Here is a 22,682-nt window from a genome sequence, read left to right as displayed (position 1 = left end):
CCTGACGGGGCGCCACCATGCTGGCGCTGCAGATCCTCGTCGACGGCTTCGCCATCAGCGCCCTCTACGGGCTCGGGGCCGTCGGCTTCACCCTCATCTTCGGCGTCTCGGGCGTCCTCAACCTGTCCCACGGCGCCATCATGGTCACCTCCGCCACGGTGGCCTGGGCGGTGGCGGAGCGGATGGGCGCCTATGGCGGGGCGCTCTGCGGGCTCGCGGCCGGGTTCGCCCTCGCCTTCCTCACCTATCTCGCCGTGGTGCGGCCGATCCAGCGCTCGCGCCGCATCCCGCCCGAGGAGACCGAGATCTTCGTGCTCACCGGCACGCTGCTCTGGGGCATCATGATCCAGGTCGTGATCGCTTACCTGACCACGACCAGCCCCCACACCGTGCGGCCGCTGATCGCGGGCGTGACGCAGCTCGGCGGCGTGCGCACCCCCACCAACGAGATCCTCACGGCCGTGCTGTGCTGGGTCGCCATCGGGGCCCTCACGGTGCTGATCGAGCGGACGCGGGCCGGCAAGGCGCTGATCGCCGCCTCGGTGAACCCGCGCGGCCTCACGCTGCTGGGGTTCGAGCTCGAGCGCATCCACCTCCTCGCCTGGGCCATCTACGGCCTGCTGGTCGGGGGCGCGGGGGTGCTGCTCGGCGCCTTCCTGGGAGCCTCGTCCGACAACGTCGGCACGCTGACGGCCAGCGCCTTCTCCATCGTCGTGCTGGGCGGGCTCGGCAGCGTCCCGGGTTCGCTGCTGGCCGCCTATTGCATCGGCTATCTCGAAACCGTGACGGCCTATCTCGTGTCGCCCTCGCTCCGCAACATCCCGGCGCTGATCCTGCTCGTCGCCGTGGTCTGGGTGCGGCCGCAGGGCTTCCTGGGGAGGCGTTGAGTGGCTGGGCTCGTCCGCTCCCGCCTGTTCTGGGGCAGCCTCGTCTGCCTCGCCGCCGCCGCGTTCTTTCCCCGCTTCGGCGGCGCCTACGAGATCGGGGTGCTGATCCCGGCCTTCTACTTCGCCGTCTTCGCGATGTCCTGGGACCTGCTCTTCGGCTTCGCCGGCGAGGTGAACTTCGGCCCGACCTTCCTGATCGGGCTCGGCGCCTATGGGGCCGGCATCGTCGATGCCCGGTTCGGCCTCGGCATCCCCCTGTCGGTCGCCTGCGGCACGGCGCTGGCCGTCGTCGGCGGGGTCGCGCTGGCGCTGCCGGCGCTGCGCCTTTCCGGCCCCTATTTCGGCCTCGTCACGCTGGTGGCGGTGCTGCTGCTCCAGCAGATGGTGACGGTCTTCGCCGACCTGTCGGGCGGCGAGATCGGCCTGTCGCTGCCCGACGTCCTGTCGATCGACGACATGACGAACTATTATTTCGCGCTCGCCTTCCTGGCCGTCAGCGGCGCCGTGCTGTTCGCCTTGTCGCGCTCGCCCGCCGGGCTGATCCTGCAGGCCTGCGGGCAGGATGCCGTCGAGGCCCAGGCGCTCGGCTTCAACGTCGCCAAGCACAAGCTGGCGGCCTTCGTGGTCTCGGCCTTCTTCTCGGGCCTCGCGGGTGCGCTCCTGGTGTTCTACTACGGGACGGCCTCGCCCGGGACCTTCATCGACATCGCGGTGGGCGTGCAGATCATCATCGCGGCGGTGTTGGGCGGCCGACGCACGATCCTCGGGGCGGTGCTGGGTGCGGTGTTCCTCGTCGTGGCGGGCGAGGTCCTGCGGCCCCTCGGGCAGCTCTCGACCTTCGTGGTCTCGGGCGTGGCGCTCGTCGTCATCCTGCTGGCCCCGGCCGGCGTGCTGGGCACGTTGCTCTACCGGCGAGGCGACGCATGACGCTGGAGTTCGCGCAAGGGCGCGTCGCGACGGCCCGGGACGAGCGTCCCGCCCTGCTCGAGGTCGACGGTCTGACAAAGCGCTTCGGTGGCCTCGTCGCCGTCAAGGACATGCGCCTCGCCATCCGCCCCGGCGAGATCGTCGGGCTCATCGGACCGAACGGCTCGGGCAAGTCGACGGTGATGAAGCTCGTCATGGGCATCCTCAAGCCCAATGCCGGCCGGGTGATGGTGGACGGCGTCGACGTCGCGGGCTGGCCGAGCCACCGCGTGGCGCGGCACGGCGTCGGCCTGGTGTTCCAACATTCCCGCCCCCTGCACCGGCAGACGGTGGGCGAGAACATCAGGCTCGCGCTCCTGCCCGATTCGCTGCTCAAGCTGATCGCCGACCCGCATGTCGAAGGTCGCGCCCGCGCCATCGCGGAGCGGGTCGGGCTCGGTGCCGTCTACGACCGCCGGCCCGCCACCCTCCCCTTCGCCGACCTGCGGCGGCTGGAACTCGCCAAGGCCATCGCCCGCGACCCCAAGGTGGTGCTGGTCGACGAGCCCTTCGCCGGGCTCACCGCCGGGGAGGTCGCGGACTTCTCGGCGCTGATCGCCTCCTTCCGCGCCGACGGCAAGGCGGTCCTGCTCGTCGACCACAACGTGAAGGGCGTGGCGGCGCTGGTCGACCGCGCCGTCGCCATGTATCTCGGCGCCTTCGTGGCCGAGGGATCGGCGGCCGAGGTCATGGCGGACCCGACGGTGCGTGCCGTCTACCTCGGCGGCGCCATCCAGACGGCGGCGCGGCGCGAACCCGGCCCGGCGACCGGTCCCGCCCTGCTCGAGGTGAAGGGCGTCTCCGTCCTCTACGGCAAGGCGCAGGCGCTCGACCGCGTCGACATCACCGTCCGGGAAGGAGAGTTCGTGTCGGTCGTGGGCCTCAACGGCGCCGGCAAGACGACGCTGTTCAACGCCATCTCGGGCCTCGTCCCCTATTCCGGCACGGTCTCGTTCGGCGGCGCGCCGCTCGCCGGCCTCAGCGCGGCGCGCATCGCCCGCGGCGGCATCGTGCAATGCCCGGAAACGCGGGAGCTCTTCAACACCATGAGCGTGCGCGAGAACCTCGACCTCGGCGGCGCCCACCTGCCCGCCGCCGAGCGCGCGCGCCAGCTCGCCTGGCTGCTCGACCTGTTCCCCATCCTGCGCTCCCGCGCCGCCCAGGCCGCCGGCAAGATGTCCGGCGGGGAGCAGCAGATGCTGGCGATCGCGCGCGCCCTGATGATGCAGCCGAAGCTGCTCGTGCTCGACGAGCCGACGCTCGGCCTCGCGCCCGTCATCCTGGAACAGTTGAGCCGTGCCCTGGAGCGGCTCCGCGCGACGACGCCGATCACGATGCTGCTGGGGGAGCAGAACGTGACCTTCGCGTTGCCGCATGCGGATCGCGTCTACGTGCTGGAACATGCCCGCGTCGTATGGGAGGGTCCGCCCTCGCGCTTCGCGGAGGAAGCGGGGCGCGCGTATCTGTAGGGGCGCGCCGGTCGGAGCCGACGCCGAGCGGGTCCCTGTCCCTGGCCGTCGTGCCCCACGTGTTCAGCCGCAGGCGCGCCGATGGTGCCATGCAGAACCACCTGCGGAGCGAGCCGATCGATGCGCTCGACATGGCCGTCGGACAACGCCGGCCGAAGGGGGTGGTCCGGCACTCCGATCGAGGGTGTCGGGACACGTGGTTCGTCTTGGGCCGTCGACACGAGGAAGCCGGTGTCCACCCCTCAATGGTTCCTGTCGGAGATACTGACGATCAGGAAGGTGTGGCATGCACGTCGACCCCGGGGCCGGCCCTCCCGCCGCCTGGCCCGTCATGGAGGCGTTCAACCGCAAGGCCATGGCCCGAGGAGCGGCATTCCACAGGGCTGAGCCGACCGCGTTTTCCACCGCCCTCCCCTGCCGCGGCGCCGCGGGCGCTCGAACCCGCACGCCCCTCCCCCGCACATGCCGTGTCCCGAACGCCTTCAGCCCCGCGCTGTCGGGCGCGGGGCTGATGGGTCGGTTCGGTGATGTGGTTGCGGGGGCTCGCAACCACCGAGGGACGCATCCGTCAGTGCTTGCCATCGATTTGGTGTTCAATCCCAATGCCGCTCGGTCCAGGTGACGAGGACGCAAGCTCGGCCCCAGCTTCATGCCGGGCTGTCCCGCCAAGTGGCATTCATTTTCAGGTTCAGGTTGCACGCGCTCAGCCACCGCTGGCAAATGAGTGACCTCGAAGGGAGCAGTGAGGATTCACTTCTCGCCATCGCCGAGCCTCGGTATATCGATCGTTGAAGGGTGTGTAGGCCTGCGACGGAATATGCCCCAGAGGAGGCCGGCTTTCGGCATCTCCTGAGTGCATGATGTGAACCAACCCAATTGGGTTAGGACGCCCTGGCTCATCACCTGCGATGATCCATCGTGGATGTCAGGCCAGGACGCGCATGCCATGAACCAGGACGTCGATGAACTGCTAGGCATGGGCTCCACGGAGTCATGCGGAACGGTGACGGCTGCCCCAATTGGGTCAACGAGCGTGCGCCGCGGGTACTCCTCCTCCGAGAGCGTTCTGGAGGCCGCAGGACGTGAGCTTCTGGGATCAATCACGAGCGGTGGACGCTGGGTCGATGCGCTGGATACAGCCCTACCCAGACTGAACTGCCTTGGCGGCACCCTATCGTGCATCATGCCGCCCCGCCTCTTCGGCGTTCCATCGAGCGATATGACGGAGACGTTCGAGGCCATCGCGGCCGGCAGAACGCCACCGTTGACGGAAGCGACGAGGATGATCCCTGCCCCGCACGACGGGTTTCTGTGCGACCAGATGGATGTTTTTCGCGAACCCCGTGAGCGGGATGCCTTCTACATGGATTTCATCCGGCCCAGAGGATTGGCGTATCAGGCGTCGGCCTACCTCGACGGGACCGGAAACGACACCGTCAACCTCATGCTGTTCAGGCCCCCGGGAAGTGGAGGCTTCAACCCCGGCGACCTCCACACCTTCAAGGCATTCCTGCCCTACATTCGAGCCGCTGCAATGGCGTCGCGAGCGAGGTTGCAACTCGAAGCCGATCGCCGCGCATCTCCGTTCCTGGGGAGGGGTGATCCCGTCCTCTACGTCGCTTACGACGGCACCGTTCACCGCCATTCCCCGGATGCCCTCACGGTCCTGGCCCCCGATGTGACGCTGAGGGACAGGCGTCTGGCAGTCTCGGTTCCGGGTTGCCAGAGAAAAGTCGACGGAGCCCTGACCACTGCTCTCTGGCAGCGAAGGCCGAGCCTGGTCACGCTCATCACGGACGATGCGAGGTCTCTGCGGCTCCTGGTTTTGCCAGTGCTTGGCCAAGCGCTCGATGTGTTCCGCGCCACGAGTGCCTTGGTCGTTGTACTCGACATCATGCGGCCGACGCACATTGACGAAGGTAGCATCGATCTTCTCGTCGCTACGACCGGCTTGACGCGCCGCGAGACCGAGGTAGCTCGTCTCGTCGCCAGTGGGTATACGCCTAGACAAGTCTCCGAGACATTGGGTATCAGCTATGAGACTGCGCGTATTCACCTCAAGGGCTCCTTTGGGAAGCTCGGTGTTCATAGCCAAAATGAACTGATCGCATTGGTGCGTCGCTTTTCAATGTTGTGATTTATTTATTGTTTTATAATTAATTAGATATAATATATTATAAATTATGGAAATAACCCAATTGGGTTAGGGGCAGTAGCCCAGCTTTCGTGGATAAGCAATCTACGCCACCGGTTGGCGCCGAGTTCCATGTATCACAACGTCCTGGCAGGGTATTGATCGACAAACATAGTCGGTCGAAGTTCTGCAGATCTGCTTCGACATGCAGAGGTCAGGATCAAAAAAAAGGATAACGCTGCCTTGGTGTACATCGTCCGAATGAATGGTAGCCAGATCACGCTGCAACCGATAGACGACGTAGCTCCAGTTGCCATAGTCGATCTGGTTAGACTCCACCAGATCTGGCGTGAGCAAGACTCATACAAACAAATTAGGGCTGAAAACGACGAATATGAAAGGGGATTGCGTACAGGAAACTTACAATACGTGCTGCCGACCATTGCCGTGAATACGGATAATATTAAAAGAAAAATACCGTTTCTTCCACCAAAATTCAAAATAGAAATAGGTTTTATCAATGGAAGGCACCGTCTCGATGCTTTCTATCGCATGGGAGCTCGAATTCTACCAGTCCACGCCACGAGTATCGAGTCAGCGCAGAATATTGAACACCACCTAGGTGCTTCACGAGAATTGATTGAAACTGAATGGATCAACAGGCCGGGACGGCCATTGTAGCTCTATTTCGTGGTATGTCAGGACCGAAAAAATGCGTCTCATGTTACTCGCCGCGGCGTCGATCGTCCTGATATACCCTTTAGCTTTGTGCGTTCAACATGGTTTGGCGATTTCGTTTTGGCCTTCCGAGGCCCTGTCGCCGAATGTGTGGTTCGGCGATTTCACGACCCATCCCAACCTCGGCCAAGTCGCCGAAGCCTACTGGGACGTCGCTACCGGGCAGTCGAAAGCCTTCGCCAACGGAGGCTGGTCCCTCGGTCCGCTGCTCGCTTTCTCGCCGCTCGCCTTGGCCATCCTGCTTCGCTTCACCCCGAAGCCGCCGATGGCCAAGCGGGATGTCGCGGGCACCTTCGGCGCGGCGCGGTTCGCCACCGCTGCCGAATGCGTAACCATGACCCGCGGTCTCGAACTCGGCATCGATCCGGCAAGCGGCCGCGCGGTGCGCATCGCCGCTGAGGGCACGCTCGTCACCATCGCGCCGCCCCGGACCGGCAAGACCTCCGGTCTGCTCATCCCCAATCTGTCCTATCCCGAGCCGGGCGCCTGGGCCGGGCCGGCCGTGGTGCTGGACTCCAAGGGCGAGGTCTACCGCGCCACCCAGGCGCGCCGCGAGCGCATGGGCCGTCGCGTGGTCTGCCTCGACCCGCTCGACCTCGTCGGCGGACAGGATACCTGGAACCCGCTCGCGACGCTGCAGGTTCAGGACATCCTCTACATGCAGAAGACCGCCCTGGCGCTGCTGCCCGAGAGCGGCTCCGGCGACAAGGCATCCGCCTACTTCCGCAACCGTGCCGTGGACCTCATCGTCGGCGCCATCCTCGTGTCTCTGCGTCTCGACCGCCGCACGGCCCCCGAGATCCACCGCCTGCTGTCGGACGCGGACGACTTCATCGAGCAGCTGAAGGCCGCGGGGGCGCAGCCGGCCGCACTCGCCGCCCTGGAGATCCTGGAGGCCGACCCGCGCACGCGGGATCCGATCCGCTCGACAGCCCTCCAAGCTTTCCAATGGCTGGCCGACCCCCGCATGCGCCACCTCGTCGGTGACAGCAGCTTCGACCTCGCCGAGCTGTCCAGGAACGAGGTCGACATCTTCATCGCCATCCCGCCCGAGCACAAACGCATCCTGGCCCCCCTGTTGCGCTGGCTTCTCTCCGATCTCTTCACCTCGATCCGACGGAACCGGCCGAAGGAGCGGGTCATCCTGTTCATCGACGAGGCCGCCGCTCTGGGCCGTTTCGACGAGATCCTCACCTCAGCCGCCGAGCTTCCCGGCTACGGCGCCAGCCTGTGGACCTTCTGGCAGGACCGTTCGCAGATCGTGTCGCTCTACGGCGAGGCCGGCGCCGCGACACTGGTCAACACCGCCGAGGTCGTCACCCTGTCCGACCTGTCGGCCGTCGACCCCGCCGAAAGCGACCGCTGGTCACGCGCCCTCGGCAACTACACCGCCCTGATCGACAGCTTCAGCCGGCCGACCGCCGGCCAAGGATCGTCCACGACGAGCAGCGGGCCCCAGCCCGCCCCGCTGATGAGCCAGGACGCCCTGGTGACCATGCCGGTCGACGAGCTGTTGGTGTTTCCCAACCGCTCGCTTGAGACGCGCCATCCCCTCCGCCTGCGCAAGACCGTCGCCCATACCGACCACCGCATCCGGCCGCTCGTCGCGGCCGTGGCGCCCGTCGGACGAGCACGCTGAGAGGGGCAGCGTGCCGGTGGACGTGGAGCGTCTCCGACGTGATGCCGCCGCGCTCGGCGGATCGCGCAACAAGGACGCGAGGTCGAGCGGCGCCATGGCCCTCGTGCGCGCGCATCTGGCGGAGATCGAGCGCCTCAGGGCCGAGGGCATCACCTGGACCGATATCGCGGCGGCGCTCGCCGCGCAGGGCGTGAGACGACGCGATGGCGGTCCCATCTCGGGCCGGCGCCTCACCGCGCTGATCGACTCCATCCGGCGGCAGGACGCCAAACGGCAGAAGGCCATGGCCCGGCGCATTTCGCGCGGCGACCTCGTGCCGGCGCCTTCGGCACGGTCGAGCCCGGCGCCCCAACCACTACGACCGTCCGGCCATCCGCCGGCCGAGCCCACCACGCCGACACCGCAACATCGCACTGCTGAACAGATGCGACGCGAACGCCTCGACGGCTTCTATGACATGTTGGACGGGAAAGAATCATGACGATGCGACGCGTGCTCCTGGTCGGCCAGGACAAGGGGGGATCAGGCAAGAGCCTAGTGGTGCGGGCCCTGGCCGAGTCGGTCGTGGCGGCACGGATCATCGAGCTCGAGGACGAGGCGCGGCTCGTCGAACTCGATGACCGGGTCCACTTCTTCCCCGTCCGCGCCGACAGGAGCGAGATCGATCGCACCTCGGGCGCCGCGGCCCGCAGCGAATACGATGCCGTGCTCGACCTGATCGCCCGTAAGGTCGCTCCGGACGCTCCAGGTCCCGAGCCGCTGATCGTCGACATCGGCGCCAACGCTTCGCGATCCTTTCTGCCCGAAATAGCCTCCCGGGCCGCACGCTACGGTCGGATCGGGGTCGAGTTCGCCATGCTGACCGTGATCACCGCCGAGCCGGGCGCGGCGGCGAGCGCCCCTGTCGTGCTCGACCTGGCCCGCCCCTTCGCCAAGCCACTCTTCGCGGTCGAGAACCAAGTCGAAGGTGCCGTCGACACCAAGATCCTGAAGGCGCTCGGCAAGGATGTTGTCCTCAGCCGCCTGCCCCGCCTCACGCTCGACCCTCAGGCCAACGGCTTGTTGCAGACGGGTGGGCTGCGCTTCATCGCCGAGCGGCTCGGCGCGGCCGAGGATAACCTGTCCGAGAAGTTCGGCTTCGCGGCGGCCGGCCGGATGATCCAGGACCTGACCGCCTTCCGCGCCCAGGCCATGCAGGCGGTTGCGCCGATGGCCGAGTGGCTGGAGCGGGGCGCCTGATGGCCCAGTCCCCCAAACCACCGACCTCGGAACAACGCCGGGCCGAAGCGGCCGTCGCCGCTGCCGCTGCTGCACGCGCGGCCAGCCGAACGACCGCGGAGGAAAGCCGCAAGCTGGCAGACCGGCTGCTCGCCGGCGGCGCCGAGGCGCGCTTCGAGGCCCTGTCGGATGGAGATCTTGCCCTGACCCAAGCCGACCGGCGCCGTCTCCTCGGCAGTCTGGCGGGCAAGGAACCGCCGCGTCGCGTCATCCCGGGCGGCACCGCCAGTCGCTGGGCGCTGATCCGCTCGCGGCTCCCCTACCGGATCGCCGCCCTGGCTTCGGCCGGGTTCATGGTCGTCGTGCTCGTCACCGGCATCCTGGTGGCGCGCGCCAACACGCCCCTCGGCATGGTGGTCAGCAATGCGAGGCAGGACTGGTCGGTCCCCTTCGCGCTGAAGGACGGCCAGGTCGCCTTCGATCGGCTCGAGGCGGGCAGGTCCTATGCCCTCGTGCGCCGGGATGGCAGCGGCGATGTCCTTCGTCGCTGGGCACCCGGGGCCGCCTATGCCGAGGCCCGAATCGCCACGGGCTACGTGCATGAAGCCCCGGGAGGGCTCGCCACCCCTCCTGCCGCGGGGCCTCCGACAGGATGGTAGTGCCTCCTGCGATGGAAGCCACCGGCGGCCACAAGGGGCCACCACAGGACCACCGGAAGGCCACAAGGGAAGGGGTATCACACCACACGCACTGAAGGTGCTCTGTGCCGGTGAACGTCCGAAATCAGCCTCAAACGGGGCTCAAAAACCGGATCCGAACCCGCAACAGCTCAAAGGCGGCTGCTCTCCAACTGCGCGTCAGGCGCTCATAGAAAACAACTCGTAGTTAACGGCGAACGGAAGCGCCGCGGGGCCGCACGAATGGCAGATACGGGTGGATAGCGGAACGGCCGCTTTCGGAGCGTCGTGAGGCAGAAACGGACAGTCGCGGAACGCTCGCCAGGAGAGTAGCCCGGATTGGACGAAGCTCACCAACAGGTATGGCCGCCATCGACGGTCAGGATCGTGCCCGTGCAATAGCTCGCTGCGTCGCTCGCCAAAAACAGAACCGCCGAAGCGATCTCGGCGGGGTCGGCAAAGCGGCCCATGGGAGTCGTGGCGAGGCAGGTGTCGCGAAGGTCGGGCCGGCTGCGCAGCAGTTCGGTCTGACTTGTCGCCGTGTAGCCCGGCGCGACGGCGTTGACCCGGACACCAGCCTCGGCCCACTCGACAGCCAGGGCCTTGGTCACCTGGTGAACTCCCGCCTTGCTGACCATGTAGTGAGCCGCCGCGAAGCCTCGGTTGACGATCTGGCCCGACATGGAGCCGATGTTGACGATCGCCCCCGCACGCCTCGCCACCATGTGACGGCCAAAGGCGCGGGAGCACCAGAACACGGCATTGGTGTTCACGTCGAGGATGCGGCGCCAGTCGTCGTCGCCCATGTCGATCGCGGCCCCGAGCGAGCCGATGCCGGCGTTATTGACCAGGATGTCGACCCGGCCATGACGGCGGGCCGTTTCGATCGCGGCAGCCTCGACGGCCGGGGAATCGGTCACGTCCAGTGTCATCGGAGTGGCTTTGAATCCCCTTCCCTCAAGCTCCCTTGCCGCCGCCAGGACTGCTAGCCGGTCGATGTCGGACAGGATCACCTCGGCGCCCGCCTCGCATAGCGCCCGCGCGATCGCTTGCCCTATGCCGCGCGCGGCTCCTGTGACCACGGCGACCTTCCCATCGAGCCTGAACCGATCGAGGATCATGGATATCTCCCTGAGGCTGGTGCCGGCGGACGGGCCGACGCTTGGTGTCCTGACTGACAGGTTTCGGACCAAATTTATTGAGGGGACCGACGAGAACCAGAGACATGGAACATCAGGTTAGGTCACTCTGGTGTCCGTTTGGGTCGCGATCGGCCCTTGCGGCCACAGGCGACTCGGTCCAGCTGTCGCTACAGTTCTGGGCCGCGAAGGCGGGGAGGACACAACCGTGAAGCAGATCCTGCGCGACGAGCCGCTCGACTGGCGCGGCGTCGCGGCCGTGGCGGACGGCGCCGATCTCGTCCTGTCCGCGGGAGCCTGGGCCGCCATCGCGGCGGCCGAGCGGATCGTCGCGGCCATCGCCGAACACGGGCCGCGCGCATACGGGATCAACACCGGCGTCGGTGCCCTTTCCGATACGCTGGTCCCTCGCGACCAGCAGGCGCGCCTGTCGCGCAACCTGCTGATGAGCCATGCCGTGGGCGTCGGTGAGCCGCTGCCCGAAGCCGACGTGCGCGCCATCATGACGGTGCAGGTCAACAACTACGCCCACGGCCGTTCGGGCCTGCGGGTCGAGACCGTAGAGGCGCTGCTGGCCCTGCTCGGGGCGTCCTGCTGCCCCGAGGTGCCGGCGCGTGGTTCGGTCGGCTACCTAACCCACATGGCCCATATCGGCCTCGTGCTGATCGGCGAAGGCCGGGCCCGCGTGGGCGGCCGCCAGCTCGAAGGCGCCGCCGCGCTGGCCGCCATCGGGCGGCGGCCGCTCAGCCTCGTCGCCAAGGAGGGGCTCAGCCTCGTCAATGGCACCCCCTGCGCGACCGGCCTCGCCTGCCTGGCGCTTCATCGGATCGAGCGCCTGCTCGAGGGCGCCAATGCCGTGGCGGCGCTGACGATCGAAGCGCTCGGGGCGGGCGTCGCGGCCTTCGACGCCGATGTGCTGGCGGTGCGGCGCTCGCCCGGCCTCCAGGCCGCCGGGGCGGCGCTCCGGGCGCGCCTCGCCGGCAGCGGCGCCCTCGACCGGGACGGCCGCATCCAGGACGCGCTCAGCCTGCGTGCCGTACCGCAGCTGCACGGCGCGGTCCGGGACGCCTGGGCGGCGGCCGGTGCCGTGGTGGACCGGGAACTCGCGTCGGTCACCGACAACCCTATCGTGTCGGGCACGCCGGAGGCACCGGTCGTGCGCTCCGAGGCCCATGCGGTGGCGCCCGCCCTCGCCCTGGCGCTCGACGGGCTCGCTATCGCGGTGGCGCAGCTGGCCGCCATGGCGGAGCGCCGGCTCGACCGCATGCTGAACCCGGCCGTGAGCGGGCTGCCGCCCTTCTTGAGCGGCGATCCCGGCGTCGGCTCCGGCTACATGATCGCCCAGTACACGGCTGCGGCCCTTGTCGGCGAGAACCGCCGGCTTGCCGCCCCGGCGAGCCTCGATGGCGGCATCACCTCGGCCCTGCAGGAAGACGTGCTGGCCCATCCGACCGCCGCCGCCACCAAGCTGCTCGCCATCGTGGACAATGCCGAGCGGATCCTCGGCATCGAACTTTTGGCGGGCGCCGACGCCCACGATCTCGCGGGCCGCCAGGACTGGGCGCCCGGCACCGCCGTGCTCCTGGCGCAAGTCCGCGCCCGCGCCGCGCCCTACCGCGACGACCGCCCCCTGGCCGACCACCTCGCCCTCGGGCGGGACCTCGTCAGGGCCGGGCTCGCCTCCGTGCCGTGAGGCGCGGTCAGCCCCGGGGCTCGGGCGCCGGGAAGCGCTCTAGCCAGTGGCGCGCGATGGCCTCCCGGGAGGCGATCCACACGCCCTCGTGGGCCTGCATGTGGTCGATCAGGCGCTCCAGCGCGCCGATCCGGCCCGGTCGGCCGACGATGCGGGCGTGGAGCCCGATCGACATCATCCGGGGGCGCCCCTCGAGGCCCGATCGATACAGCCAATCGAAAGCGTCGCGGCAGTAGCGCAGGAAGTCCTCTCCGGTTTCGAGCCCCTGGCTGCGGTTCATGCGGCTGTCGTTGTTGTCGAAACTGTAGGGCAGCACGAGGTGGGGCCGGCCCGACACGCGCAGCCAGTAGGGCAGGTCGTCGTTGTAGGCGTCGCTGTCGTAGAGGAAGCCGCCCGCCTCGACGGCGAGCCGGCGCGTGTTGAGGCTGGGCCGGCCCGTGTACCAGCCGACCGGTCGGCGGCCGACGAGGCGCGTGATCGTGTCGATGCAGCGCGCCATATCGGCGCGCTCCACCGCCTCGGGCACGAATTGATAGTCGATCCAGCGCTGGCCGTGGCACGCGACCTCCACGCCCCACTCGCGGAAAGCCGCCGCCACGGCGGGATTGCGCTCGAGCGCCATGCCGACCGCATAGACGGTGGCGTCGACCCCGCGCTCCTGCAGCAGGCGCATCACCGACCAGATGCCGACGCGGCTGCCGTACTCGAAATTCTGCTCGACATTCGGGTTGCGCTCGCCCGGCAGGGCGGCCGGGCGGTCCATGTCGGTCAGGGCACTCTCCGAGTGGGCGTCGCCGTGCAGCACGCTGTATTCGCCCCCTTCCTCGTAGTTCAGCACCAGCGAGACCGCGATACGGGCACCGCCCGGCCAGGCGGGATCGGGCGGATTGGCGCCGTAGCCGACGAGGTCGCGCGGATAGGGATGGGCGGTATCGAACATATTGGCCGGACTCCTGCATGCGACCGCGGCGGCGGCACCATTGACGCTACGGCCTGCCCGATGCTCATTTGTTGAGCGGGCGACCTCGCGTGTCAGGACAAAGGTTCATCGGCGATGAAGCAGTTCAAGTCCATCGATGCGCTCCGGCGCGGCCTCGGCGCGGTCGAGAACGACCTCGTTGACGAGATCCTGGCCGGGCGCCTCGACCGCCGGTCCTTCCTGCGCCACGGCAGCGTCATGGGCCTGTCGCTCTCAACCCTTGGGGGGCTCGCCGGCGCCGTCGGGCTCGTGGCGCCGCGGCGGGCGATGGCGCAGGGCAAGCCGGGCGACACCATCCGGGTCGCCATCGCGACCCCGGCCGGCGCCGTCGATCCCGTCACGGTGGCGGACGACGGCGGCCTCACCATGTTGATCCAGGCCGGCGAGTTCCTCTGCGTCACGCAAGCCGATCTCACGCTCAAGCCCGTCCTGGCGACGAGCTGGAGCCACAACGACGATTCGTCCGTCTGGACCTTCAAGCTCCGGCCGGGCGTCAAGTTCATCAGCGGCGGCACGCTGAAGGCCGACGACGTGATCGCCACGATCGACCGCCTGGCCGACCCCGCCAACGCGTCGAACGCGCTTTCGGCCTTCAAGGGCATCCTGTCCAAGGGCAACGCCAGGAAGGTCGACGACCTGACTGTGGAGTTCCACCTCGACGCTCCGTACGGCGCCTTCCCCTACGTGGTCTCGTCCGACAACTACAATTGCATCATCCTGCCGGCCAGCTACAAGGGCGACTACGAGAAGAACTGGGACGGCACCGGCCCCTTCAAGCTCGACAAGTTCACCCCCAAGGTCGGGGCGAGCTTCGTGCGCAACCCGGACTATTGGGGCGACAAGGCCCTGCCGGACCGGACGGAATTCACCTATTTCGACGCCCTACAGCCGCGCATCCTGGCCCTGCAGGGCGGACAGGTCGATCTCATCGACCAGCTGCCCGTGATCGGCGGCCAGGCCCTGCTCAACGACCCCAACGTCACAATCATCCGCGAGAAGAGCACCGCGCACCAGCAGGTGCACATGCGCTGCGACGCGGGCCCCTTTGCCGACAAGCGCGTGCGCCGCGCCATGGCGCTGACCCTGGATCGGCAGAAGCTCGTGGCGGGCCTGCTGCGCGGATACGGCGAGATCGGCAACGACACGCCCTTCGCCACCGTCTATCCCTCGGCCGCCCCCACTATCGCGCAGCGCAAGCAGGACATCGCCGAGGCCAAGCAGCTCCTCGAGGCGGCGGGCGTCGGCAAGGGCTTCAAGGTCAACCTCACCACCGAAACCTACCTCGAGATCCCGCAATACGCGGTGCTGCTGCAGAACTTCGCCCGGGCGGTCGGCATCGACATCGAACTCAAGATCGAGTCGCAGGACGCCTATTACGGCAAGGCGGTCTTCGGCCAGTCCGATTGGCTCGACAGCACCATGGGGATCACCGATTACGGCCATCGCGGCGTGCCCAACGTGTTCCTGCGCGCGCCGCTGCTCAGCGACGGCTCCTGGAACGCCGCGCATTTCAAGAACAAGGACTACGACGCGCTCGTGGACCAGTTCGGGCGGACGTCGGACGTCGGCGGCCAGCGCGACCTCGCCGCCAAGATCGAGACGCTGCTGCTCGACGAGACCCCGGTGCTGTTCGGATATTTCTTTGACTACCTCGTGCCGACCCGGAAGGGCCTCGCCGGCATCCCGCCGATCCCCAACCGCCTGTTCCTGGACCGGGCGGGCTTCGTCTGAGACGGCCGGGGCCGCGGCCGTGCTCGGGCTCCTGCTGCGTCGCCTGCCCTACGCCGCCGTGACGTTGTTCATCCTCAGCCTGCTCGTCTTCGCGGGCGGGCAGCTGCTGCCGGGCGACGTCGGCCGCGCCGTCCTGGGCCCGCTCGCGGATCCGCGCGCCGTCGCGGCCCTGAACCACCAGCTCGGCGCCGACCGCCCGGCGCTGGTGCAGTACGGCGAATGGATCGGCCGTTTCGTGCGGGGCGACATGAGCCAGTCCTTCGCGTTTCGGGCGCCCGTCGCGCCCTTCGTCGGAGCAGCGCTGTGGAACTCGTTGAAGCTCGGCGGCGTGGCCTTCACGCTTGTGGTGCCGCTCGGGATCCTCGGCGGCATCGTGGCGGCGCTGAACCGCGGCCGGCTTCTCGACAGGGCCATCGTGCTGGTCGGCCTGTCGGCCACGGTGGTGCCGGAATTCGTCTCCGGCATCGTGCTGATCCTGGTCTTCGGCATCGGGTTGAAGCTGTTCCCCATCTCGGCCACGCCCCCGCCGGGCGCGGGTGCCGCCGTGCAGCTCTATTATCTGGTGCTGCCCGCCATCCCGCTCGTCTTCATCGTCTTCGGGTACATCGCCCGCATGGCCCGGGCCGGCACGGTCGAGGCGCTCGACAGCGACTACGCCCGCACCGCCGTGTTGAAGGGCCTGCCGCGGCGCGACGTCGTGATGCGCCACGTGCTGCGCAACGCGCTGCTGCCCACCATCACGGTCGTGGCGTCGCAGACCGGCTATCTCGTGGGCGGCCTCGTGGTGATTGAGACGCTGTTCCACTATCAGGGCATCGGCAGCCTCATCTACACTGCGGCGCGCGGTCACGACTTCCCCATGTTGGAGGCCGGCATCATGACGGTCGGGGTCATCTACGTCTTGTCGACGCTGGCCGCCGACATGCTCCTCGCGGCCCTCAACCCGCGGATCCGGGCGGGAGGACGGGCGTGAGCGCGGTCGGCCTGCCGGCCGCCCGCCGCACGACGCTAGGCTTCGAGCGGCTGCGCCTGCTGCTGCGCTCGCCCGCCTTCCTGGTGGGGCTCGGGATCATCCTGTTCTGGGTGAGCTGCGCGTTGTTCGGCCGCCTCCTCGTCGACCCGCTGGCCGACGACATCCTGAACAGCCTGGCGCCGCCCTCGGCCGAGCACTGGTTTGGCACCGACGAGCTCGGCCGGGACATGTTTGCCCGCGTCATCGCGGGCTCGCGCGACATCCTCGTGGTGGCGCCGCTCGCGACGCTGCTCGGCATCGCGCTCGGCACGGCCCTCGGCCTCGTCATGGGCTTCTTCCCGGGCTGGGTAGACGACGTGCTGAGCCGCATCGTGGAAGCCGTGCTGGCGCTGCCGCTGCTCATCCTGGCGCTGCTGGCCCTCACGGCGCTCGGCGCCTCCAACGCCACCGTGGTGGCGGCGATCGGCCTCAGCTTCATGCCCATCGTGGCCCGGACGGTGCGGGCCGCCGTCATGACGGAGCGCAACCTCGACTACGTCGCGGCGGCGCGGCTGCGGGGCGAATCCGCCCTCCACCTCATGGGGTTCGAGATCCTGCCCAACATCCTACCCCCCATCGTGGTGGAGCTGACGGTGCGGCTCGGCTACGCGATCTTCACGGTGGCGACGCTGTCGTTCCTGGGGGTCGGCCTGCAGCCGCCCTCGCCCGACTGGGGCCTCGCCATATCGGAGAATTACGCGCTGATCGGCGGCGGCTACTGGTGGACGGTGCTGTTCGACGCCCTCGCCATCGCGTCGCTGGTGATCGCCGTCAATCTCGTGGCCGACGGGCTGGCGGAGGTCGCCGAATGACGCTGTTAGCCGAAGCCGACCGGGGCAGCGGCGTGAGTGGCACCGCCCTGAGGCCCGACGCCCTGCGCATCTCCGGGCTCGACGTGTCCTACCGGGTCCGCGGGCGGTCCCGGCCGGTGCTGCGCGGGCTCGACATCGCGATCCCGGCGGGCGGCACCTTCGGGCTCGTGGGCGAATCCGGTTGCGGCAAGTCCACTGCCGCCATGGCGGCGATGCGTTACCTGCCGCGGAACGGCCGGACCGACGCGGGACGCATCCTCGTCGGCGGCCGCGACGTCACGGCGCTGCCGGCCGCGGCGCTGCGCGACCTGCGCCGGCACAGCGTGTCGATGGTCTACCAGGACCCCGGCCGCGCGCTGAACCCGACGATCCGCATCGGTGCCCAGGTGGCGGAAATCTACGGGCTCGACGGTGCCGGCCCCGAGGAGGCCCGCGCCCGGGCGCTCGCCATGCTGGGCCGGGTGCGGATTGCCGATCCCGCCAGCGTCATGGAGCGGTACCCGCACCAGCTCTCGGGCGGCATGCAGCAGCGCGTCGTCATCGCCATGGCGCTGGCGGTGAGGCGCGAGCTCATCGTGCTCGACGAGCCCACCACGGGACTCGATGCCACGGTCGAGGCCGAGGTGCTCGACCTCGTCGAAACGCTGCGACGCGAGAACGGCACGGCGGTGCTGTTCATCGGCCACAATCTCGAGGTCATCGCCCGCATGTGCGCCGAGGTGGGCGTGCTCTACGCCGGGCGCCTCGTCGAGCAGGGACCCACCCGGGCGGTCCTCGCGAACCCGCGCCATCCCTACACTGTGGGGCTGCTGCGCTGCCTCCCGCGCCGCGGCCTCGACCGGCGGCGCGAGCGGCTCGACACGATCCCGGGCTTCCTGCCGACCGCCGCGACGGCGCCCGCGGGTTGCGTCTTCGCACCCCGCTGCGGCCTCGCCCGCGACGTCTGCCGGGCCGATCCGCCCCCACTGATCCCGCTCGGCGACGGCCGCTCGAGCCGCTGCCACTTCCACGCCGAGGCGCCGCACCTGCCCCGGAACGCGCCCGCCCAAGCCCCGGCCGCCCCGGCGGACCGCGCTGCCGACGCCCCGCTGCTCGCCGTGACGGGCCTGAACATGACATTCCGGCAGGGACGCCAGGCCGTCCAGGCCCTGCGGGACATCGACCTGTCAGTCCGGCCCGGAGAGACGCTGGGGCTGGTGGGCGAGTCGGGAAGCGGGAAGTCCACCCTGGCCCGCATCCTGCTCGGCCTCACGGTGCCGGATGCCGACAGCCGGCTCGCGCTCGACGGGGAGGCGCTGCTGCCGCTCGGCCGGCGGCGCGACCTCGCCGCGATCCAGATGGTGTTCCAGAACCCGGATTCCGCGCTCAACCGCGCCCATCCGATCGGCCGGATCATCGGCCGGGCCCTCGCCAAGCTCGCCGGCCTCGGGGGAGCGGCCCGGCGGGAGCGCATGCTGGCGCTCACCCGCGGCGTCCAGCTCGCCGACGCCTATCTCGCCGCCAAGCCCCGGCAGCTGTCGGGTGGCCTGAAGCAGCGCGTCGCGATCGCGCGCGCCTTCGCGGGGCGGCCCCGGCTCATCGTCTGCGACGAGCCCACGTCGGCACTCGACGTGTCGGTGCAGGCCGCCATCCTGAACCTCCTCGCCGATCTCCAGGCCGAACAGGGCGTGAGCTACCTCTTCATCAGCCACGACCTCGCGGTGGTGCGCTACGTGTCGGACCGGATCGCCGTGCTCTACCTCGGGCGCCTCATGGAGATCGGCCCGGCCGACCGCGTCTTCGCCGGCCCGCATCATCCCTATACCGAGGTGCTGCTGTCGGCCTCGCCGGGGCCGGACGGCGCGGTGAAGCGCGTCCCGCTGTCGGGCGAGATCCCGAGCGCGGTCGATCCGCCCTCGGGCTGCGTGTTCCACACGCGCTGCCCGCGCCGCATCGGACCCATCTGCGACACCGAGGAGCCGCCGCTGAGCCCGCGCCAGGACGGCCACGCCATTCGCTGCCACCTGGACTCGGCCGACCTCGGGCGCGAGACCGCCCCGTGAGCGGCGGGCGGCCCTTCGACCTCGCGGTGCGGGGCGGTCGCGCGGTCCTGCCCGACGGGGAGGCCGTGGTGGACATCGGCGTCCGCGACGGGCTCATCGCCGCCATCGGGCGCGACCTCGGCCCGGCGTCGCGCGACCTCGACGCGCGCGACCGCCTGGTGCTGCCCGGCGGGGTCGACACCCACTGCCACATGGACCAGCCGCCCTGGGACGGGATGGCGACCGCCGACGACCTTGCCAGCGGCACGCTCTCGGCACTCTGCGGCGGCACCACCACGGTCGTGCCCTTCGCCATGCAGCTCCGGGGGGCATCGCTGGCCGCCGCCGCCGCCGACTACCACGCCAAGGCCGCCGCCAAGGCGCATATCGACTACAACTTCCACCTCATCCTCGGCGATCCGACGCCGGAGGCGCTCGACCGAGACCTGCCGCGCCTCGTCGCCGAGGGCTGCACCTCCATCAAGATCTACATGACCTACGAGGGCCTGAAGCTCGACGACGGCGAGTTGCTGCGGGTGCTCGACGCGGCCCGCGCCCTCGGCGTCCTCGCCATGGTCCATGCCGAGAACGACGCCTGCGTGCGGTGGCTGACCGAGAAGCTCGTCGGCGCCGGATTGACGGCGATGCGCCACCACGCCGTGTCCCGCCCGGCCCTCGGCGACCGCGAGGCCGCGTTCCGCGCCATCGCGCTGAGCGAGATCGTCGAGGTGCCGATCCTGGTCGCCCACGTCTCGGCCGCCGGCGTCGTCGAGGAGATCCGGCGGGCCCAGGCCCGCGGCGTGCCGATCCTGGCCGAAACCTGCCCGCAATACCTCTACCTGTCGTCGGCGGACCTGGACCGGCCGGGGCTCGAAGGCGCCAAATGCGTCTGCACGCCGCCGCCTCGGACCGCCGTCGACCAGGCCGCCGTGCTGGAAGGGTTGCGAGACGGCACGCTGTCGATCTTCTCGTCCGACCACTCCCCCTGGCTCTTCATCGACAAGCTGCGTCATGGCGGAGGCTTCCACACCGTGCCGAACGGCCTGCCGGGCATCGAGACGCGGCTCGCCCTGCTGTTCTCCGACGCCGTGCGGGGCGGGCACCTGTCGCTCGCCGACTTCGTCGAGCGCACCAGCACGGCGCCGGCCAGGATCTTCGGCCTCGCCCCGCGCAAGGGCCTGCTCGCCGTCGGGTCCGATGCCGACATCGTCCTGTGGGACCCCGAGCGCGCCGTCACCATCACCAATGCCCTGCTGCACCACGCGAACGACCACACGCCCTACGAGGGGCGGGCCGTACGGGGCTGGCCCGTGACCACGATCGCGGCCGGCGAGGTTTTGTGGCACGAGGGCCGGGTGACGTCGCGCCCGGGCCGCGGCCGCTTCGTGCCGGCCGGCCTGCCGGTGCGGCCGGCCGATCGGCCGCAGAGCTGGCTTCGGTAAGACCGGCGGGCGCGGGAGAAACGGCCCCGCGCCCCGGAACCTCACGCGGCCAGAGCCGCCACGGCTTCCGCCAGGGCTCGGGTGGCGAGCGCGAAATCCGCCATGTCCATCGCCTCGTCGGGATTGTGGCTGCCGTTCCGGTTCCGGACGAAGATCATGCCGGTCGGCACGCCCATGGCGGCGAAGGTCGCGGCATCGTGCCCGGCCCCGCTCGCCATGGCCTGGGGCGGCAAGCCCAGCGAGGCCATGCCGGCGGCGAGAGCCTGCCGCAGGCCGTCGTCCATCACGGCGGGAGGCGAGTAGGTCGCCTCGCCCAGCGCGAAGCTCACGCGGTACTCGGCTTCCACAGCCGCGGCCTCGGCCCGGACCTCGGTCTCGAACGCCTCCATGGTGCGGTCGGACACGGAGCGGATGTCGATGACGAAGCGCGTCTCGCCCGCGACCTTGCTGGGACCGTGCTGGGCGGGGTCGGTCGTGAATTCGCCGGTGGTGACGACGAGGTCCTCCCCGGCCGCTTCGCGCGCCTGCCACGCGCGCTCGAGGCGGCCGAGTAGCGCCACCGAGGCCGCGACCGCATCCTGCCGGTAGGCCCGCGGCAGCGCGCCGGAGTGGCCCGTGGCGCCGAGGCAGCGGACGTGGCGCAGCCGGCGGCACCCCCGGATGCCCGTCACGACCGCGACCGGCCTTTCGAGATGGATCAGCACCGGCGCCTGCTCGATGTGGAGTTCGAGATAGGCAGCGAGCCGGGTGGGATCCAGGAGCCGGCGCCGGTCCCGGATGGCGCCGGCGTCGAACCCGCCGGCCGTCAGCGCCTCCTCGAGCGTCCGGCCGTCGTCCGCGCGACGGACCGCCAGGCAGGCGGGGTCGAGCAGCCCGAAGGCGCCGGCGCTGCCGAGATAGGGCACGTCGAACCAGGCCGACTCCTCGGCCCGGATCGCCATCACGGCGAGGTCGCGGGCCGGCGTGTGGCCGGCCCTCCGCCAGCCCGACAGGATCGCCAGGCCCGCCACGACGCCGGCGGCACCATCGAAATTGCCGCCCTGGGGCACGGAATCCAGGTGAGACCCCATCAGCACAGCCGGGGCCGCCCGATCGGTGCCCGGCAGCAGCATGGTGAGGTTGCCGATGGCGTCGATCGTGACCTCGAGACCCATGGACCGAGCTGCCGCGCCGGCGATATCGTGGCCGACCTGCTCGCCCGGGCCATAGCTGTCGCGCTCGATGCCGCGGCCGCGTCGCGTGCGGGCCGCCAGCGTGTCGAAGAGCTGTCCGGCGAGGTCGAGATCGGGCATGGGGGTCACGGACGCGTCCTTCGCGACGGGGCAGTTGAGGGGAGGAAACGGCATGGGTCAGCTCGACGGCAGGGTCGCGGTGGTGACGGGTGCGAGTTCGGGCCTCGGCCGCGCCATCGCGCGGGCCTTCGCGGCGGAGGGCGCGGCGGTCTGCGTGGCCGACGTCACCGAGACGCCGCTCGAGGGCGGCGAGCCGACCGCGGCCGAGATCGCGGCGGCCGGAGGGCGGGCTTTTTTCCTGCACACCGACGTGTCGCGCTGGGCCGATGTCGACGCCGTAGTCGGCGAGACCGTGGCGCGCCACGGACGGCTGGACATCATGGTCAACAACGCCGCCACCTTCTCGGGCACGGCGCTGCTCGACACCAGCGAGGAGCAATGGGCGACGGTCATGGGGGTCAACATGACCGGCATGTACCACGGCTGCAAACGGGCGGTGGCGCAGATGGTCGGCCAGGAGCCGCTGGGCGAGGCGCGGGGGCGCATCATCAACCTCGGTTCGCAGCAGGGCATCGTGACGTCGCCACGTGACTGCGCCTACGGCGTCAGCAAGGCCGGCGCCATCTACATCACGCGGCAGATCGCGGTGGACTACGCCGCGGACCTCATCGTGTGCAACTCCATCTCGCCGGGCAAGATCGTGACGGGCCGGCCTGGGATCGGGCTCGACCCGGCCCTCGTCGAGAACGCGCGGCGGCGCACACCTTGGCCGCGCCTCGGCCGCCCGGAGGACATCGCCAACGCGGCCGTCTTCCTGGCCAGCGACCGCGCCAGCTTCATCACGGGGTCGAACCTCGTGGTGGACGGCGGCTGGCTGGCGGCCTGAACCGGAG

At 69.5% G+C, this 22,682-nt stretch carries 19 protein-coding genes; 16 read left to right on the top strand and 3 right to left on the bottom strand.

The window, feature by feature from the left end; genetic code table 11:
* Positions 1-17: 17 nt before the first annotated feature.
* The 9 genes from D3272_RS04530 (at position 18) to D3272_RS04490 (ending at position 9,710) form a co-directional block, all read left to right on the top strand.
* Positions 18-887: a branched-chain amino acid ABC transporter permease gene (locus D3272_RS04530; RefSeq protein ID WP_129217964.1), complete on the top strand. Its 870-nt coding sequence runs from the start codon at positions 18-20 to the stop codon at positions 885-887.
* The gene (locus tag D3272_RS04525) at positions 888-1,814 is read left to right on the top strand and encodes a branched-chain amino acid ABC transporter permease (protein ID WP_129217963.1); all 927 of its coding nucleotides are present in this window, start codon (positions 888-890) and stop codon (positions 1,812-1,814) included.
* A complete protein-coding gene (locus D3272_RS04520; protein WP_129217962.1) occupies positions 1,811-3,322 on the top strand; it encodes an ATP-binding cassette domain-containing protein in 1,512 nt (503 codons plus the stop codon). Before D3272_RS04525 ends, D3272_RS04520 begins: the two co-directional genes overlap by 4 nt.
* A 946-nt stretch (positions 3,323-4,268) precedes the next feature.
* Positions 4,269-5,459 carry a helix-turn-helix transcriptional regulator gene (locus tag D3272_RS04515; RefSeq protein WP_165361215.1) on the top strand — a complete coding sequence of 397 codons (1,191 nt, stop codon included), beginning with the start codon at positions 4,269-4,271 and terminating at the stop codon, positions 5,457-5,459.
* A gap of 240 nt (positions 5,460-5,699) precedes the next feature.
* Positions 5,700-6,137, top strand: a complete 438-nt coding sequence (locus D3272_RS04510) for a hypothetical protein (protein WP_129217960.1) — start codon at positions 5,700-5,702, stop codon at positions 6,135-6,137.
* Between the two features lie 145 nt (positions 6,138-6,282).
* The gene (locus tag D3272_RS04505) at positions 6,283-7,833 is read left to right on the top strand and encodes a type IV secretory system conjugative DNA transfer family protein (protein ID WP_245496382.1); all 1,551 of its coding nucleotides are present in this window, start codon (positions 6,283-6,285) and stop codon (positions 7,831-7,833) included.
* A 10-nt stretch (positions 7,834-7,843) separates the two neighbouring features.
* Complete coding sequence (locus D3272_RS04500) at positions 7,844-8,314, top strand: hypothetical protein (RefSeq protein WP_129217958.1); 471 nt, start codon at positions 7,844-7,846, stop codon at positions 8,312-8,314.
* Positions 8,311-9,072: a hypothetical protein gene (locus tag D3272_RS04495; protein ID WP_245496381.1), complete on the top strand. Its 762-nt coding sequence runs from the start codon at positions 8,311-8,313 to the stop codon at positions 9,070-9,072. The genes D3272_RS04500 and D3272_RS04495 overlap by 4 nt, the downstream gene beginning before the upstream one ends.
* Positions 9,072-9,710: a hypothetical protein gene (locus D3272_RS04490; protein WP_129217957.1), complete on the top strand. Its 639-nt coding sequence runs from the start codon at positions 9,072-9,074 to the stop codon at positions 9,708-9,710. Before D3272_RS04495 ends, D3272_RS04490 begins: the two co-directional genes overlap by 1 nt.
* A 368-nt stretch (positions 9,711-10,078) precedes the next feature.
* Here the strand turns inward: D3272_RS04490 and D3272_RS04485 are convergent, their stop codons facing one another.
* The gene (locus D3272_RS04485; protein WP_129217956.1) at positions 10,079-10,849 is read right to left on the bottom strand and encodes an SDR family NAD(P)-dependent oxidoreductase; all 771 of its coding nucleotides are present in this window, start codon (positions 10,847-10,849) and stop codon (positions 10,079-10,081) included.
* Positions 10,850-11,075: 226 nt separating this feature from the next.
* Here D3272_RS04485 and D3272_RS04480 point away from each other — a divergent pair, with 226 nt between their 5' ends.
* Positions 11,076-12,560 (top strand): HAL/PAL/TAL family ammonia-lyase, encoded by a 1,485-nt coding sequence (locus D3272_RS04480; protein ID WP_129217955.1) that lies wholly within the window; start codon positions 11,076-11,078, stop codon positions 12,558-12,560.
* Positions 12,561-12,567: 7 nt separating this feature from the next.
* On the opposite strand, the gene D3272_RS04475 is transcribed toward D3272_RS04480, so the two are convergent.
* Complete coding sequence (locus D3272_RS04475) at positions 12,568-13,500, bottom strand: polysaccharide deacetylase family protein (RefSeq protein WP_129217954.1); 933 nt, start codon at positions 13,498-13,500, stop codon at positions 12,568-12,570.
* 114 nt (positions 13,501-13,614) lie between these two features.
* Between D3272_RS04475 and D3272_RS04470 the strand changes: the two genes are divergently transcribed.
* Genes D3272_RS04470 through hydA form a run of 5 tightly spaced genes read left to right on the top strand, consistent with a single transcriptional unit; the run spans position 13,615 to position 20,557 of the window.
* On the top strand, positions 13,615-15,270 hold the full coding sequence (locus D3272_RS04470; protein WP_129217953.1) for an ABC transporter substrate-binding protein: 1,656 nt from the start codon (positions 13,615-13,617) through the stop codon (positions 15,268-15,270).
* 19 nt (positions 15,271-15,289) lie between these two features.
* A complete protein-coding gene (locus D3272_RS04465) occupies positions 15,290-16,243 on the top strand; it encodes an ABC transporter permease (RefSeq protein WP_129217952.1) in 954 nt (317 codons plus the stop codon).
* Positions 16,244-16,254: 11 nt separating this feature from the next.
* Entirely contained in the window at positions 16,255-17,094 is an 840-nt protein-coding gene (locus D3272_RS04460; RefSeq protein WP_165361235.1) for an ABC transporter permease, read from the top strand.
* Positions 17,091-19,136: a dipeptide ABC transporter ATP-binding protein gene (locus D3272_RS04455; RefSeq protein ID WP_129217950.1), complete on the top strand. Its 2,046-nt coding sequence runs from the start codon at positions 17,091-17,093 to the stop codon at positions 19,134-19,136. Before D3272_RS04460 ends, D3272_RS04455 begins: the two co-directional genes overlap by 4 nt.
* Positions 19,133-20,557: a dihydropyrimidinase gene (gene hydA / locus D3272_RS04450; RefSeq protein ID WP_129217949.1), complete on the top strand. Its 1,425-nt coding sequence runs from the start codon at positions 19,133-19,135 to the stop codon at positions 20,555-20,557. Before D3272_RS04455 ends, hydA begins: the two co-directional genes overlap by 4 nt.
* 41 nt (positions 20,558-20,598) lie before the next feature.
* Here hydA and D3272_RS04445 read toward each other — a convergent pair whose 3' ends face one another.
* Positions 20,599-21,849 (bottom strand): Zn-dependent hydrolase, encoded by a 1,251-nt coding sequence (locus tag D3272_RS04445; protein ID WP_245496399.1) that lies wholly within the window; start codon positions 21,847-21,849, stop codon positions 20,599-20,601.
* Between the two features lie 52 nt (positions 21,850-21,901).
* Between D3272_RS04445 and D3272_RS04440 the strand changes: the two genes are divergently transcribed.
* A complete protein-coding gene (locus D3272_RS04440) occupies positions 21,902-22,675 on the top strand; it encodes an SDR family NAD(P)-dependent oxidoreductase (protein ID WP_129217947.1) in 774 nt (257 codons plus the stop codon).
* Positions 22,676-22,682 lie beyond the last annotated feature (7 nt).

This window comes from Lichenibacterium ramalinae (assembly GCF_004137085.1).
GTDB classification, from domain to species: Bacteria; Pseudomonadota; Alphaproteobacteria; order Rhizobiales; family Beijerinckiaceae; genus Lichenihabitans; species Lichenihabitans ramalinae.
This window is presented reverse-complemented; position numbering and strand designations above follow the sequence as displayed.